Raw genomic sequence first — 16,094 nt, forward strand, 5'->3', positions numbered from 1 at the left:
TATTGCGATTTTTGGTCGTTTAATTTAGTTTCTCTATATTTGTATTGAAAATTAATGCTTTAGATTTTTTAGACGAATGATAGAGCATTAAGAGTATTAACAAATCTAAAAGAATACCATTATGGACGATTTAAATCGTTTAAAGACCTTATTGGAAAAAGTATTTAGTAAGTGTTTAAAGCAGGTGTATTATTACATTTATATGCCTGATTTTAGAGGAGACATGCAAGTCTTGATGAAAGAAAGACCATGTACTTCTAATATGATACGTAATTCTTTAAAGGAAATGGATATACCTGTTAAAGAATTAGGTAATAATGGAATATGTATTTTTATAGCTTAATTGAAAATTTGCAATTAAGAATAGCCGCACCTAAGTTTGAATTTGGGTGCGGCTTTTATTTTTGTGTGATTGGTGCATTAAAGTATATAATTGGGAAAATGAAAATAAGAAATGTAATCGGGATTATCTCTTCTCCCGCCTTTGAAACCTCCCCCAAATGCAAAAAGAATGACGGGCTTTGATTGTGTCCCTTGTATTTGATCAATCATTACATACTTGTCCAGTTTCAGAGTATCAGCCTTTTTGATGGCAAAAGTATAGGTTTGCTTGTCAATATGTTGTGCATGCACAACAGTAGCTATACTCAATAATGAGCATGCCATCAAGATAAAAATAAAGCGTTTTCCCATATTCAGTTTATTCTATTAATGTTGCGTGGATTATCTGACCTACAAAGATAGAATAAAACTATAACTAAAAAGGGGAAAGATGACATTTAGACATAAAAAAAGGCTATCTATCCCAGACAGCCAATCTTTTTTATTAACCTTAAATCTAATACTATGAAAAACACAGTACAAAGATACGTACTTGCAGGAGATATCCAAATTTTAGTGGGTAATCAGTGGATATTATAACATGGTTTAGTAGAATATTATTTCTGTTAACCATTAACATAAATAATGTTCGATTTAACAAAAGCAAGAATTAATATTCCTCACCAATGATTGCAAACTTTAATCATATCGACGGTAAATCCACCATTGGCGGATATAAATTTTCCTTTTCTTTTAAGAAATTCTATAAGGGTATCTACATCCATATTGTCGGCAGAGCAAGTGAAGAAACGCTGCCGCTCTCCGAATTTTTGGATAATGGCTTCTCTCAATGATAACTCAGTATAACTATTACCTTCCATCATGTGGAAGATTTCATGTGCATGTAATTGTTCCATAATCTTTTTTGTTGCAAAGATAATATGATATTCAAAGTATAAGTGTAACATATGTGACAAAGCCCCAAAAACACATCCAGATATTTGTTTTTACGTAAAATAACACTTGTTACGACTATACTAAAAACCTTAAAAAAAGTAAAAAGGTTTTGCTTCTATACCATTGTAAACTAACTTTGAAAATCAACTTTTAAATGAATTAAAGCATATGAAAAAATTAATCTTATCTATTGCACTATGTTGTGCAGCTACGAATTTCTTTGCGCAGAATGCTGACCCTGCCCAGTTGGTCAACGATGGTAAGGCTGCTCTTGAAGCTAAGAATTACCAGGAAGCTTACACAAAATTTAGTACTTATCTAACACAAACAAACAACCAAGACTCCGTAATTGCATATAACTGTGGCGTTTGTGCCGATAAGATAAAGAAACCTGCCGAAGCTTTGAAGTATTTTGATATTGCTGTACAGAAAAAGTACAACTTGGCAAATGCTTATATAGGTAAAGCCGGTGCTTTGAAAGATTTGAAGAAAAATGATGAGTATGTTGCCACTTTAAAGGAAGGGCTGGAAGCAAATCCCGGTAACAAAACATTGACTAAATTGTATGCTACTTATTACGTAAATCAAGGTATCATGGCGCAGAAAGCCAAAAAGATGGATGCAGCCGAAGAAGCTTTTAAACAAGCCATAGCTATCCAAGCAGATAATGTAAATGCACTTAACAGTCTGGGTTCTTTGTATTATAGTAAGGGTGCCAATACCATGAAAACAGATGTAGAAAAAGCAAAAGTTGAATTCAAGGAAGCCAAAGAATATTTGGATAAACTTATTCCATTGCTCTCTGCAAACAAACCAGCTCAAAAGAAGATGATGGATAATGCAAAAACGATGTTGAACTTCATCGACAGTCAATTGAAATAAAAGGAGGATGTAAATTAAACTGTGTCAGCAAGGAATAAAGTATTAACTTTGCTAACACAGTTTTTTTTATGAAAGAAGAATTTGATTTCGAGAGTATCAAGAACAAGGCCATTGGACAGCTGAAAGCCGGCAAGCCTTTGTTGGGTAAGGACGGCGCCTTTGCCCCACTATTGGAAAGTATATTGAATGCAGCCCTGGAAGGAGAGATGGATGCACATTTGACAGAAGAAGAACGCCAGATGGGTAACCGTCGTAACGGAAAGATGCAAAAGCAGGTTCAGACTCCCTTGGGCGAAGTAACCGTTTCCACTCCCCGTGACCGTAATTCGAGTTTTGATCCCCAGTTTATCAAGAAGCGTGAGACTATTCTGGCAGAAGGTGTTGCTGACCGTATAATTGGCTTGTATGCAATGGGAAACAGCACAAGGGAAATCAGTGACTGGATGGAAGAAAATCTTGGGAATCGTGTTTCGGCCGACACAATCAGTTCCATCACAGACCGTGTACTTCCGGAGATAAAAGCATGGAAATCACGGATGCTTGATTCTGTTTATCCTATAGTCTGGATGGATGCCATTCATTACAAAGTAACGGATGAACGTGGCTGCGCGGTAACCCGTGCAATCTATAATGTACTGAGCATTGACAGGGAGGGACACAAGGAGTTACTTGGAATGTATATATCAAGGAATGAGGGAGCAAACTTCTGGCTCAGCGTGTTGACAGACCTTCAGAACCGTGGAGTTGAGGATATTCTCATTGCCTGTATAGACGGTCTGAAGGGGTTTCCTGAAGCCATTCAAAGCGTTTATCCTAATACAGCCGTACAGCTTTGTGTAGTACATCAGATACGTAACTCCATCAAGTATGTAGGATCCAAGAATCAGAAGGAGTTCTTAAGGGATTTGAAATGTGTCTATCAGGCAGTCAATAAGGAATCCGCAGAAAATGAGCTCCTCAAGCTGGATGAAAAATGGGGTGAACAGTATCCTGTCGTTATCAGATCCTGGCAGGACAACTGGGATAAGCTGTCCGAATACTTCCAGTATACTCCGGTCATCCGTAAGCTTATCTATACCACAAATACCGTTGAGGGGTATCACCGTCAGATCCGCAAGGTAACAAAAAACAAGGGCGTGTTCCCATCGGATACAGCCCTTGAGAAACTTGTTTATCTTGCATACCGCAATATACGTAAGAAATGGACCATGCCACTGGCCAATTGGGCTACCATCTCGCAACAACTGGCTATAAAGTTTGGAAACCGGTTTAAATTATTGTAATTTTACGCTCGTCGGGACGGGTGGTCCCGCCCCTTGGCGCGGGCCGTTCCCCGACCGATGAGTTTTCTAGAGATAAATAATGCGTGACACAGTTTATTTTACACTACCAATAAAAGACTCTCCTATATAAAAAAGGAGGTTGTGTCAAAACGTTGGCACAACCTCTTTTATATTTTAAGTTCTGCTATATTTTCTTTTGGCTATGCTACTTTTTCCTCATGCATTTGGCAGCAAGTTGCTATATTCCAATTATATCGGGTTATAAATAGTCCCATAAACAAATATTTGGCAACTGTAATGAGCCCCTTTCCTTCTTTTATCTGTTTAGCACACATTTTTTTGATATTAAAGGCTATAGCAAAGAAAGCAAAGTCCATTGTAACCTTGTCTTCTCCCACATGCCGGAATCTTCTGTATGCCATGTTGTATTTCATTTGTCCAAACACAGCTTCTGGTTCTATACACCTCCTGCCTCTATGCTTGATACCTTCTTCTGAGAGCAACCTTTCCCGTGCCTGCCGTTTGTATTGATTTAATCGGTGGTTGACTTCTATAATACGGTTCCCCCGAGCTTTAAAACAACTGCCACGCAAAGGGCAACCTTCGCATCTTTTTGCTTTATACCGGGCACTTTCGGTGATGTATCCGCTCGCTGTCTTGTCACGTTTGGTTCCTATACGGTTCATGTGCTGTCCCATAGGACAAACGTAATAATCCTCTTGGGCATTGTAATGGAGACTTTCGGCATGGAACGGGTTGGGAGTATAACGGGGACGCTGTTCTTTATGGAAGTAATTGTACTTGATGAAGGTTTCTATCCCATTCTCCTGCATGAACCGGTAATTTTCTTCCGAACCGTAACCGGAGTCTGCCACGCAGATATTCGGTAAACGGTTATAGCGGTACTGGAAAGAGTGGAAAAAAGGTATGAGGGTCAGTGTATCGGTAGGGTTGGGAAACAGACGGAAGTCTGTGATAAATTGGTTTTCAGTACCTATTTGCAGATTATATCCGGGTTTGGTCTGCCCGTTCTTCATGGCATCTTCTTTCATGCGCATGAATGTGGCACCAGGATCGGTCTTGGAATAGGAGTTACGTTCTCCAAGGGTATCAAGGTGATTGTCATATTCTATCAGCTTGTCACGATACCCTTCAAGTTCCCTGACCTGCTTCTTCTTTTTGCGCAGGGCTTTCTTTTCTTCCTTATCCTTTGTTGCAGGCTGGCGTTCCAGGGCTTCTTTAAGTTCATCCACTATGTCAGAGAGCCTGCAGGAAGTAAACTCCACGGATGTGTCTTTTATAGAGTTCTCCTGTGCAATGGTTTCATCCACCTGCTCCAAGAGAATACGGATTTTATCCATTAGTCTCGTACGGTTCCGTTCGACTGTCTTGCGCCAGACAAAAGTATATTTGTTGGCTTTGGATTCAATCTTGGTGCCGTCAATATACTCCACATCAAGGCTGATGAAACCTTTATCGGCAAGGACAAAAATCAACTGGGTAAATACATTATTTATTTCCTCCTTTACACGGTTACGAAAACGGTTGATCGTGATAAAATCCGGATGCTCATTACCGGCAAGCCAAATATAATGAATGTCACGAAGGAGGTGCTTCTCTATTTTACGGCAAGAATAGATATTATTCATGTAGGCGTAGATTATCACCTTAAGCATCATTTTAGGATGATAAGGACAACGGCCCGTTTCCTTATAAAGCTTCTTGAAACTCTCAAGATTGAGGTTGTCAATAACAGCATTCACGATGCGGACCGGGTCGTTCGCAGCTATGTTTTCATCAATTCTTTGTGGAAAAAGAACGGTTTGGTTGGGAATGTAAGGACGAAAATGTAACTTTGCCATAACGAAAAACTTTATGCCTAAAGATACGAAAACTTTGGGTAATAACAAAGCCCGGGCTTGAGAAAGTCTGGGCTTTGCGCATAAAAAAAGGCTGTGTCAGCATTTTGACACAACCTCCTTTTTTAATGTTATGAAATGATTATTTAGTTCTTCTCAGTACAACAGCTGTACGTGCCGGTATGTAAAGCTTCAGCCACTCCTTCTTGTCTTTTTTATAAAGCGGATCGTGGATGGTAAAATGTTTGATGGTATCATCCGTTAAACCATTACCGCCATAATCTGGATTATCAGTATTCAAAATAACTTCATAAGTTCCGGCAGGAACCAAGAAACCATAATCAGTAAAAGACTGCTTGGGGTTGAAGTTGAATACAAAAATCAAGTCCTTGCGCATATAGGCCAATACCTGGTCACCGTCATTATGCCATATTTCTTGGACCGGAGTAGCTTGGAAGTTCTTTATGCTTTTTACAACTCCCAACATGGCAGCATCAAAGTCACCCATATAATGATATGCCAGATTCTTGTTGTCCACCAAATCCCATTGACGGCGGGCATATTTACATGACCAACCGTTACCTTCACGGGGGAAGTCAATCCATTCCGGATGTCCGAATTCATTGCCCATAAAGTTAAGATAACCGCCGTTGATAGTAGTCGCAGTCAGTAAACGTATCATTTTATGGAGAGAAATGCCGCGATTTACGGTATAGTTTTCGTCTCCTTTCTGCATGTGCCAGTACATATCCGCATCAATCAAGCGGAAAATGATGGTTTTGTCACCCACCAAAGCTTGGTCATGGCTTTCCGCATAGGAGATGGTCTTTTCATCTTTGCGGCGGTTGGTCACTTCCCAGAACATGCTGGATGGCTTCCAGTCCTCATCTATTTTCTCCTTGATTGTCTTAATCCAATAATCAGGAATATTCATGGCCATACGGTAATCAAATCCGTAGCCACCATCTTCATATTTTGCCGCCAGTCCGGGCATTCCCGATACTTCTTCGGCAATAGTAATGGCTTTGGCATTGACTTGATGGATAAGCCTGTTGGCAAGTGTCAGATAACAAATGGCATTGTCGTCTTGATGTCCGTTGAAGTAATCTCCGTAATTACAGAATGCTTCTCCCAAACCATGGCTATAATATAGCATGGAAGTCACTCCGTCAAAGCGGAAGCCGTCAAAATGATATTCTTCCAACCAAAATTTACAGTTAGAAAGCAGGAAATGAATAACTTCGTTCTTGCCGTAATCAAAGCAAAGTGAATCCCAAGCCGGGTGTTCCCGACGTCCACCGGGATAGAAATATTGATTAGGATCACCGGCAAAGTTACCCAAGCCTTCCACTTCATTCTTCACAGCGTGTGAATGGACAATATCCATGATAACCGCAATCCCCATGCTATGGGCTGTATCAATCAGTTCTTTCAGTTCTTCCGGAGTACCAAAGCGGGAAGAAGCGGCAAAGAAACTGGAAACATGGTATCCGAAGCTACCATAATAGGGATGTTCCTGGATAGCCATAATCTGTATGCAGTTGTAGCCTTCTTGGGCGATACGTGGAAGAATCTTTTCTTGAAATTCCTTATAGCTACCGACCTTTTCCTCCTGCTGAGACATACCGATATGGCATTCATATATCAACAAAGGATCTGTAGACGGCTTGAAAACCCGCTTCTTCATTTTATAGGGTTTCTCCGGAACCCAAACTTGGGCACTGAATATTTTAGTCTGTTCGTCTTGTACGACACGTGTAGCCCATGCAGGAATGCGCTCACCGCAACCGCCGTCCCAATGTACCATCAGCTTGTACAAGTCACCGTGTTTCACAGCATCAGCAGGAAGCTTGATTTCCCAATTGCCGTTTGCCTTGCGTTTCAGGCTGTATTTCTTTTCTTCCTTCCAACCGTTAAAAGTTCCGACTATAAAGATTTGGGTTGCGTTAGGCGCCCATTCGCGGAAAACCCAGCCGTCGTCAGTACGATGCAGACCGAAATAGAGGTATCCGGATGCGAAATCAGATAAGGTTAACTTTCCTTTATTGGTCAGTTCTAGTTCTTTGTCTATGGCATGTTGATGACGTCCGTTGATGGCATCGGCAAAAGGTTCCAGCCATGGGTCATTCTTGATTAAATTCAATGTTTCCATATAGAGGATGAGTTTTGGATATTTGATAAATTTACGCTTTAACTTTCACAATTACTTTTTTTACACCGTTAGGAGTAATACCCGGAGCATGCCCGTCCTGAGGGAAAAAGATAGCAAACATTCCGGGCTTCACTGCAATATAGCTCTCTGCCAGTCCTTCAAAAAAAGTGATGTCTTTTTCCGCATTGTAAGGAGCATCAACCGGAAGGCAGTCTTGGGCGGCGGTATAACCTATTATCTCCGTACCGGACAAAGGTATTTGAATGTCAATATAGTCTTTATGAGTTTCCAGTTTGGCATTCTCTTTTTCTTTTGGATTTGTCTGAGCCACATTGACCAACAAGTCCTTTCCTTTCAGTTCGGTCTTGCCGATTTCCAAAGAGTGCAAATCATGTGATTTTAAAAAATCAATGGCCTGCTCAAACAGAGGATGCAGCAAAGTATATTTTTCTATGTTTTCAAGTCTGTCTACAACCATAATTCAAATGTTTTAAGTTAGTTATATAGGTAAATTATTCAAAGTCGTCTATGGTGTAATTCACAAAATCAGAAAAACGCTTCATCTGCTTGAAGATGTCGTCTGTACGATCCAAAAAGTCTGGAGCAAGAAAGAAGCTGTCCGGCTGGCAGCAGGCAACCGTATACTCTTTACACTGAAGGTATTTCAGATAGGGATAGTCCTTTGGAAATCCTTTTGGAGCTGTTTTTAGAAAATTCTCTCCGATGATGGGGAAGTATTGCTTGAAAGCGGGATCTTCCACTATGCTACGAAATTCATCCATATTATCGTATACAGCTTGTCGCAGAGCTCTTAACAAGGGCGAGGGAGGACAATAACTTCCACCGGCCAACAGGCAGTTTCCCGGTTCCAGATGCACGTAATAGCCACAATGGTCGGATTTCTTTCCTTTCGCATTGATATATCCTCCCAGATGTGTCTTGTAGGGAGTTTTATCTTCGGAAAAGCGTGTATCACGATAAATACGGTATGTACAGTCCTTTGCTTCTATGCCACGGATGCTTTCATCAAACAAAGAGATACGGGAGATAATTACTGTAAGCAAGTTTTCAAACTCGCTGCGGGCTACTTCATACTGTTCCCGGTGAGAATTGAACCATTCACGATTGTTGTTTGCAGACAGTTCTTTCAAAAATTGAAATATAACAGGGATATTCATATCATATTCTTTCCTTATTATCTGCCAAATTTACGGATAATATTTCTAACATGCTACAAAGAAGGGTAAAAAAAGCATCGGCTCTGGTAAACCGATGCTCCTTACACATTTATCAATCAAACAGACGCTTCTGTTTTTGATGTACTTACTTATCACAAGCGGGTACGTCTCTTTTAATTAATCTTATATCTAATACTATGAAAAACACATTTATATAACACAACAAATCGAGATTTTGTTCATGCAGATGAGGATAACTTTAGCATAAAAAATGGGTGGGTCATTTTATTCTGCATCCAGTTTGCACTATCTTTGCAAGAAAAAATGTAGAATATGGCCGAATATAAATTTGATGAAGATAGCGTTAAAGCGCTGATAGATTGGGCAAAGAGCACATCTTTCCCTCAAAGTGTAACATTGTCTGATGCTGAGAACATAGTGGATGTGAAACGTTTTGTGCAAGCTAACCTCAGTGATATAGATGCACATTATCCTGATGATTTTTATAATCCTGCCATCACGCGGCTATATCGGCTGAAGGAATATATGGAAGAGAACCAATAAAGACTTGGCACTGATTATGCGGAAAGCCGCGAAGCGATTAAGAAATCCGTGTTGTTCTGCATAATTAGTGCCAAACCTAATAAATCACCTGAGTTGTGCCCCCATTATAGCTTTATCTTAAGTATCTTTCCTCCATATCCTTCGACGGCCACATTAGTAGCCTTATAGGGAAGCAGACTTATGTTTTCTTCTTTTCCGCTGAGCAGCTCCGTAGCTTTGTACTGATCCATCTGCGGTATTTGCAGGAAGTCAAAAGCATGAGAAGGAATATTTATGGCAAGGTCTGCCGAGATATGGTCGAAGTTCACGACAAACAGCAGCAGGTCCCTCTCAAATTTGCGCAGGAATGTATATTGCTTATGTTCATTAAAGCGCCATCCGTTGACATTGGCATACATCAAATCGAAGAAAGCTCCTTGAGAGATGGCCTTTTCTTCATTGCAAAGAGTCAGCAACCGTTTATAAATGCTGTATAGGTGTTTCTGGTCCTCCGTCAGCATCTTGCCGTCGAACTTGCCGTCATTGCGCCAACGGCGGATGGTATCTACACTCCAATAGTCAAAGATGGTTGTACGTCCGTCCCGGCCGCTGAAACCTTCGCTATCCATGCCCAGCTCACCAAACTCCTGACCGAAATAAATCATCATCGGATTGGTGTTCATGCAGGCTGACACAATGAGTGCCGGAATCGCCTTGCGTGGGTTACTGGCAAAAAAGTCGGAAGCGATACGTTGCTCGTCATGGTTTTCCAGAAAGTTCAGCATGCGTTTTTCTATACCTCCCAGACTTTGCCAAGAGCGGGTGATGGCAGTTGCCGATTCATACCCGCAAGTAACAGCCCGCAAGGTATCATAAAGTCCTACTTTGTCGTATAAATAATCAAACTTGCCACGGAACAAGTAATTCTTGTATTCTCCCGGGTTATAGACTTCGGCTATAAACAGCAGGGAGGGATATTGCTCCTTTACCTGCGGGATTGCCCATTCCCAGAACTCTACGGGAACCATTTCGGCCATATCGCAACGGAAACCGTCTATATTCTTTCCCGCCCAGAACAGCATGATATCCAGCATCTTGGTCCATGTGTCGGGAATGGGGTCGAAATGGCAAGTTCCGCCGTTCTGATAATCCACTCCATAATTCAACTTTATAGTTTCGTACCAATCGGTGATGTTTGGATAAGCGTCAAAACGGTTGTTTCCGGTAGCTTTTGCCGGAAATTCCCTATAAGGTTCGGTGGCTGCACCTTTCATGTCAAATTGGCCATGCAGTTCCGATTTCGGGATATAATAGAAGTTATTATATGGGCTGAACGCATAGTTGGTATCATCGTTTGAACCCAGTTGTGAAGTGCCATCCGGTTGGGCATCCGAGTGATATTGACGGGCTACGTGGTTGGGAACAAAATCTATGATGACCTTCAGACCGCTACGGTGAGTGCGCTGCACCAGATTCTCAAACTCTTTCATACGCTCCGGTACGTCCTTGGCGAGATCCGGGTCGACATCATAGTAGTCCTTGATGGCATAGGGAGATCCGGCTTTACCTTTCACAATGGCCGGATGGTCGGGTTGGATATTGTGACGGCGGTAGTCAGTTTGCGTAGCATGCTCGATGATGCCCGTGTACCATATATGTGTAGCGCCAAGCTTCTTGATTTCTCCCAACGCCTTGGCTGTAAAGTCAGCCATCTTGCCGCATCCATTTTCGGTGATGCTGCCATTATTGATGCAGTGGTTATTGTTGTTTCCGAATAGTCGGGTGAACACTTGATAAATAATCAATTTGTTTTCGTCGTTCATTTCTTTGTTTTCTATGTTATAGAATGGTTATTTTATTCTTTCCAAATGCTGCCTTTGTCTATGAGCAGACGTTCCAATATATCATTGGTCGTATTATATCCCTGCATGAATATCTCCTCCGCCTTTTCCAGCTCTGTATTGCTGTATCCCTCCAAGTTATAAGGTTCTATCAGCAAATCAGCCTTCTCGCGTTCAGGAAAAGAGTTGGAGCGGAACATAAAATTATAGGAACGTAAGGCAATGCTCACAATGTTCATTTTATACTTGGTTGCCATCAGAGGGCTGACATTCACGGCAATCACTTTTTCGCATATACGGCGGAGGGTAGAGACAGGCAGGTTCATCAGCAGGCCTCCGTCCACGTAATGGGTGCCGTCTATATTGACCGGGGCAAACAATACCGGCATGCAACACGAAGCTGCTACGCGTTCGGCGATGTCCCCTTTATGGAAATGTACCAGACGTCCGTGGTCCAGGTCAGTAGCTGTAATAATCAGAGGGATTTGCAGTTCTTCCAGTTTCTTGGATTTCAGATTGCTTTTCAGGAAATCGATGAACTCTCCCAATTCAAACAATCCGACTTTGGGAATCACCAGTTTGGTCAGGTCCTGAAACTTGTGCCCGGCAAAGTAGTCAAGAACTTGATGCGGTTCATTGCCGTCAGCGTAGAATACCCCGGCCAAGGCTCCGGCACTGACTCCGGAAAGTATATTGGGCTTGATGTCATGTTCCAATAAAGATTGCATGGCACCCAAATGGGCAAAGCCTTTGATGAAACCGCCGCTCAAGGCAAAACCTATCGGATATTTTTTAGTGAACCAGTTGTTCGTTGCTACCTCCATGTTGAAAATATGATATATTGTTCGGCACGAAATTAATGATTTTATTGTAGGGAGAAAGGAAAATAGCGGAAAAAAGTTCAAAGTATTAAGAGAAAAGTCTTCTCTATTAAGGAGAAAGTTTTTCTTAGTTAGGGAAAAAGTTTGTTTATGGTTTGCGGATGTCTATCCCAAGGCTTGGGATAGACATCCGCAAACTGGGGATATGTATCCGCAGTTTGCGAACAAAGTTTTAGGATTAAGGGATACTGTTTGAGAATATACGCTTAATTTTTTGCGATTGCTTTCAGCAGTACATATCCTCCGAACCACTGAATCAGCATGCCCGGAATGCCCATACGGAAATCTTGCACAGCCAGAAAGAAATTACCGCACAGCGCCCATTCAAAGGCCGTACCGATAATTTGATAGGAGAGAACCACGCCCAGCAATGCCAATAAAGAGATATTCTTGGCATTGCGTGCAGCAAGAGCGGCGGCTCCGGCCAGCAGACCGGACTTTATAAGCATGGCCGGCAACACGGCTGCTGCAGGCATGGCAAAAAGCAGATGATTGATGACCGGCGACAGGATAGCCGTCAGCAGACCTACCTTGAAACCATATTTATAAGCAGCTATCAGTGTGAAGAAATAGATGGGAAGCAACGTCGGACCGCCTGCCGGGACCAGATGGCAGAGTTGCAGCAAGGCGATGTTTCCTGCCACGAACAGCAGGGCGAATAGATAGGTCTTTACGTTGCCGAAAGGCAGGGAATAAAGTTTTGCAGATGTTTCCATTTGTATAATATTATGCATTAATTGACAAATCTATTTTTAGTATGACTGTTTAAAACAGAAAAGGTTTAGTCAAATCTTCACCAATTCATATTTCATGGTTCCCAATCCGATTTTCTCGGCATGGCGCAACCCGGCAAGCCAGTCCGTGTCGGGGTGCATCAAGTGGAATTTGTCGCATCCGCACAAGTCATCGTGCTCGTGTGCCGTGGCGAGGCAATTGTTGCCGTGCAGTATCGGGGCTTGGATGACCATATCTGCACATGCCTTGTCCAGTGCAACCGGGTCTGCCGAAGCCAGGATGCCGAGGTCGGGCACGATGGCGGCATCGTTGTGGTTCCAGCAGTCGCATTCGGGAGATACGTTCATGATGAAGCTGATGTGGAAATGGGGCTTGCCCATAACGACAGCCAAGGCATATTCGGCAATCTTGTAGTTCAGGCGTTCGGAAGTATCTTCGGCTCCCATCACGGCACCGTCGTGCTGGCAGAGGGCTACGCACTGTCCGCAACCTACGCATTTGGTGTAGTCTATTTCTGCCTTGCGGCTGGTATTGAGGTGCACAGCGTCGTGTGCGCAGTGCTTCACGCAGATGTTGCAGCCTATGCAGCTTTCTACGTCAATCTTGGGTTGCGAAGCGCAGTGCAGTTCCAGCTTTCCGCCTACACTGGCACATCCCATGCCCAGATTCTTCAAAGCACCGCCGAAGCCGGCTTGTTCGTGTCCCTTGAAGTGGTTCATACTGATTACAATATCGGCGTCGGCTATCGCTGTACCGATTTTGGGTGCCGGACAATATTCTCCGTTCAGAGGGATTTCGCGGTAGTCCGTTCCCTTCAGTCCGTCGCCGATGATGACCTGGCACTGGGCCGAAATGGGGTTGAACCCATTCTCCATCGCGCTTTGCAAGTGGTCTACGGCATTGGCGCGACGACCGGAATACAGTGTGTTGCAGTCCGTCAGGAAAGGTTTGGCTCCCAGGCTGCGGAGCAGGGTTGCCATTCGAGCTGCATAATTGGGACGCAAGTATGCCAGATTGCCGGGTTCGCCGAAATGGATTTTGATGGCAGCAAAGCTATCCTTCAAAGGGAGTTGCTCGATGCCTGCCCGTTTCAGCAAGCGTTCCATTTTATCCAAAAGATTGGATGTAGGGGAAGTACGCAAGTCAGAGTAGTATACTTTTGCTTTTTCCATGTGTTTTACCTGTTTATAGTGATAGTATCTGCAAAAATAACGGATTATTTCCATATTAATAGGTATATGGCTAAAAAAAGTAGGGAAATCCCTTTTGACAAATAGGGGGATAATAAGAGGTCTATCCATGTTTCTACCTACCTTTGCTACAACTAAAAACTTAATAAGATGAAGACAATCAGACTAATTATTGTGGGACTGGTAATGACGATGGGATTCACCAGTTGTTCCAGTTTGTTTTATGATGCAAAGGCAGATGTGTTGAACAGTATTTAGAAAGGGATGAGCAGGCAGGAAGTCACCAAGATATTGGGAACTCCCGAGTATCGCCGCTTCGACCGGGATATAGAAGAATGGGAATATTCCAGAGTGCTGTCCAGTAAAAGTAATATCAGCCGAACTCAGATTGTCGTGACTTTTGAAGGTGGGAGAGTCGTTGCGATGGATTCATTCTCCGGAGAGCCACGTACGTTGCCGGTTGTTCCCTGTGAAGTAGTGATTGATTCTCCAGTCCCGGTTTACGTCAGAGGGATGCACCCCGAAGACTTTCGGCATTTTTATGAAAAAGTGAAGTCCCGCCCTTTCAAGGATGATCAAATCGAAATGATGAGAACCGTTGCCCGAAACAACAGTCTGAACTGTGTGCAATGTGCCAGTTTGATGGCACTATATACTTTTGATGACGACAAGATGAAAGTCCTCAGAATATTCGCTCCCAATATCGTAGACCCGGAAAACTACGAAGCGATTTTAGACGTCATTGATTCACTGTTCAAGAAAGACGACGCCAAGAAAATTCTGGGTATACGCTATTAAGGAGCAGGCTTGTCGGAACGCATTATAAGGGAAAGTGCCATAGCGGACCGTTCCCGTGCCCTATATCCATGTTTTTCCCCCGGTTTATCGCAGTACCGATATACTCTTTAGCCTTGCAGACCGCTTCATCGAGTTTGCTGCTACCGGCAAGAAATGTAGCTATGGCAGAGGAAAGGGTACACCCCGTGCCGTGCAGGTTACGGCTTTCTATTTTGGGATTGGAATAGAGGATGCATCCGGATGGCAGGACGTCAGCCCCGGCAGAAGGTTGCCGACAATAAAGCACGTCGCACATGTCATTGCCCTCCAGATGTCCGCCTTTGACGAGAACAGCGGTATTGTATCTGCAGGATAATTCCTGTGCCGCTTGCTGCATCTCCACAGTGCCGGCAATGGTTCGCCCCCAAAGCAGGCTTGCTTCATTCAGGTTGGGAGTAATGAGGGTGCATAGCGGAAACAGTTCCGCCTTAATGACTTGTATAGTTTCTTCGGTCATCAGTCGCCGTCCACTGGTCGATATCATGACGGGGTCATAGACTATACACTCCAGAGTATAAGTCTGAAGACAATCGACAATAGCGGTCACAATACTGGCACCATGTACCATACCTATCTTGACGGCATCCGGCCTTAAATCATCCATAACAGAGGTGATTTGTGCTTTAACCATATCCGCAGGTATCGGATAAACCGATTGTACTCCCAGTGTGTTTTGTGCAGTAACAGCCGTGATGACGGAAGCGGCATAACCTCCCAAAGCGGAAATGGTCTTTATGTCTGCTTGTATGCCTGCACCGCCCGAACAGTCGGAACCGGCAATGGAAAGGATAATAGGGGGAAGCATGAGATAATTAAAAATTAAAAATTAAAGAAGGGGGGAGGAGAGCTGTTTCAGGTGGAGGAAGTGGGGGATGAAATCTTCCTTCGCTTGCTGCCAGATGTCTCCTAGCAGGACGGCACCTCCGAAACCTAAAGCGGCTATTTCCGGAAGATGCTCCAGGCTGATGCCACCCAATGCCATGACGTTGGAGTCGATAATACCAGCTTTCTGTGCCTTCTTCAAGGTATCGCAGGAGTAAGCGGAAGAGTAGCCTTCTTTGGATATACTGTCATAAATGGGACTGAGGAACACATAGTTACAATCTGATTTATGTTTCAACACTTCTTCAAGAGAGTGGCAGGAACAACTGATGTGTCCCTTATATCCGGACGGTATCTGCGGATTGCGCCCGTTCAGATGAATTCCTTTCAGACCGAAAACGGATGCCAGCTGGAATTGCTCATGCGTGACAATGCGCGGCATATATTCCATCGGTAGTTGTTGAAGAAAACTCCCCATCTCCTCTGCCGAAGCTCCCGGCTTGCGCAGGTGGAGTATTTCCAAACCGTTTTGGAATAAGGAGGTAACTGCCGCTGCTTCTCCTTCAAAGAATTGCGGCGTGGTAATGACTATCAGCTTCATATCTTTATGGAT

17 protein-coding genes are annotated in these 16,094 nt (G+C 43.2%); 5 read left to right on the forward strand and 12 right to left on the reverse strand.

Translation table 11 applies throughout. The annotated features are described in order from the left end of the window. The first annotated feature begins 121 nt into the window (after positions 1-121). Positions 122-343 (forward strand): hypothetical protein, encoded by a 222-nt coding sequence (locus tag EYA81_RS18710; RefSeq protein WP_131226359.1) that lies wholly within the window; start codon positions 122-124, stop codon positions 341-343. A gap of 77 nt (positions 344-420) precedes the next feature. Here EYA81_RS18710 and EYA81_RS18715 read toward each other — a convergent pair whose 3' ends face one another. After that, on the reverse strand, positions 421-693 hold the full coding sequence (locus tag EYA81_RS18715; RefSeq protein WP_226791167.1) for a hypothetical protein: 273 nt from the start codon (positions 691-693) through the stop codon (positions 421-423). Between the two features lie 308 nt (positions 694-1,001). After that, the gene (locus tag EYA81_RS18720) at positions 1,002-1,238 is read right to left on the reverse strand and encodes a YecH family metal-binding protein (protein ID WP_131226362.1); all 237 of its coding nucleotides are present in this window, start codon (positions 1,236-1,238) and stop codon (positions 1,002-1,004) included. A gap of 208 nt (positions 1,239-1,446) precedes the next feature. Here EYA81_RS18720 and EYA81_RS18725 point away from each other — a divergent pair, with 208 nt between their 5' ends. Next, positions 1,447-2,160 carry a hypothetical protein gene (locus EYA81_RS18725; RefSeq protein ID WP_131226364.1) on the forward strand — a complete coding sequence of 238 codons (714 nt, stop codon included), beginning with the start codon at positions 1,447-1,449 and terminating at the stop codon, positions 2,158-2,160. A gap of 68 nt (positions 2,161-2,228) precedes the next feature. Continuing rightward, positions 2,229-3,443, forward strand: a complete 1,215-nt coding sequence (locus EYA81_RS18730) for an IS256 family transposase (protein ID WP_131226366.1) — start codon at positions 2,229-2,231, stop codon at positions 3,441-3,443. Positions 3,444-3,643: 200 nt separating this feature from the next. Here EYA81_RS18730 and EYA81_RS18735 read toward each other — a convergent pair whose 3' ends face one another. From EYA81_RS18735 to EYA81_RS18750, 4 genes are all read right to left on the reverse strand, one after another. Beyond that, positions 3,644-5,305, reverse strand: coding sequence for an IS1182 family transposase (locus tag EYA81_RS18735; protein WP_131225595.1), 1,662 nt, complete (start codon positions 5,303-5,305; stop codon positions 3,644-3,646). 139 nt (positions 5,306-5,444) lie between these two features. Next, positions 5,445-7,454 carry an alpha amylase C-terminal domain-containing protein gene (locus EYA81_RS18740; protein WP_131226368.1) on the reverse strand — a complete coding sequence of 670 codons (2,010 nt, stop codon included), beginning with the start codon at positions 7,452-7,454 and terminating at the stop codon, positions 5,445-5,447. A 31-nt stretch (positions 7,455-7,485) separates the two neighbouring features. Then, the gene (locus EYA81_RS18745) at positions 7,486-7,932 is read right to left on the reverse strand and encodes a YhcH/YjgK/YiaL family protein (RefSeq protein ID WP_117966445.1); all 447 of its coding nucleotides are present in this window, start codon (positions 7,930-7,932) and stop codon (positions 7,486-7,488) included. A gap of 34 nt (positions 7,933-7,966) precedes the next feature. After that, on the reverse strand, positions 7,967-8,632 hold the full coding sequence (locus tag EYA81_RS18750; RefSeq protein ID WP_117966448.1) for a DUF2461 domain-containing protein: 666 nt from the start codon (positions 8,630-8,632) through the stop codon (positions 7,967-7,969). Between the two features lie 333 nt (positions 8,633-8,965). Here EYA81_RS18750 and EYA81_RS18755 point away from each other — a divergent pair, with 333 nt between their 5' ends. After that, positions 8,966-9,196: a hypothetical protein gene (locus EYA81_RS18755; protein WP_117599602.1), complete on the forward strand. Its 231-nt coding sequence runs from the start codon at positions 8,966-8,968 to the stop codon at positions 9,194-9,196. Positions 9,197-9,300: 104 nt separating this feature from the next. On the opposite strand, the gene EYA81_RS18760 is transcribed toward EYA81_RS18755, so the two are convergent. The 4 genes from EYA81_RS18760 to EYA81_RS18775 all read right to left on the reverse strand — a co-directional run bounded on the left by EYA81_RS18760 (position 9,301) and on the right by EYA81_RS18775 (position 13,804). Next, positions 9,301-10,998 carry an alpha-amylase family protein gene (locus EYA81_RS18760; RefSeq protein ID WP_117599603.1) on the reverse strand — a complete coding sequence of 566 codons (1,698 nt, stop codon included), beginning with the start codon at positions 10,996-10,998 and terminating at the stop codon, positions 9,301-9,303. A gap of 32 nt (positions 10,999-11,030) precedes the next feature. Next, the gene (locus tag EYA81_RS18765) at positions 11,031-11,840 is read right to left on the reverse strand and encodes a patatin-like phospholipase family protein (protein WP_131226370.1); all 810 of its coding nucleotides are present in this window, start codon (positions 11,838-11,840) and stop codon (positions 11,031-11,033) included. Positions 11,841-12,103: 263 nt separating this feature from the next. Beyond that, positions 12,104-12,613 (reverse strand): ECF transporter S component, encoded by a 510-nt coding sequence (locus tag EYA81_RS18770; protein WP_165491404.1) that lies wholly within the window; start codon positions 12,611-12,613, stop codon positions 12,104-12,106. A gap of 69 nt (positions 12,614-12,682) precedes the next feature. Next, positions 12,683-13,804 (reverse strand): DUF362 domain-containing protein, encoded by a 1,122-nt coding sequence (locus EYA81_RS18775; protein WP_131226371.1) that lies wholly within the window; start codon positions 13,802-13,804, stop codon positions 12,683-12,685. Between the two features lie 282 nt (positions 13,805-14,086). Here EYA81_RS18775 and EYA81_RS18780 point away from each other — a divergent pair, with 282 nt between their 5' ends. Beyond that, positions 14,087-14,620 (forward strand): DUF4476 domain-containing protein, encoded by a 534-nt coding sequence (locus tag EYA81_RS18780; RefSeq protein ID WP_242672399.1) that lies wholly within the window; start codon positions 14,087-14,089, stop codon positions 14,618-14,620. 22 nt (positions 14,621-14,642) lie between these two features. On the opposite strand, the gene thiD is transcribed toward EYA81_RS18780, so the two are convergent. Together thiD and EYA81_RS18790 are read right to left on the reverse strand one after the other, a co-directional pair. Next, positions 14,643-15,464, reverse strand: coding sequence for a bifunctional hydroxymethylpyrimidine kinase/phosphomethylpyrimidine kinase (thiD, locus tag EYA81_RS18785; protein WP_131226373.1), 822 nt, complete (start codon positions 15,462-15,464; stop codon positions 14,643-14,645). 21 nt (positions 15,465-15,485) lie between these two features. Continuing rightward, a complete protein-coding gene (locus tag EYA81_RS18790; protein WP_131226375.1) occupies positions 15,486-16,082 on the reverse strand; it encodes a thiamine phosphate synthase in 597 nt (198 codons plus the stop codon). Positions 16,083-16,094: the final 12 nt, after the last annotated feature.

Source organism: Bacteroides sp. A1C1 (assembly GCF_004328515.1).
In the GTDB taxonomy this organism is placed as follows: Bacteria; Bacteroidota; Bacteroidia; order Bacteroidales; family Bacteroidaceae; genus Bacteroides; species Bacteroides uniformis.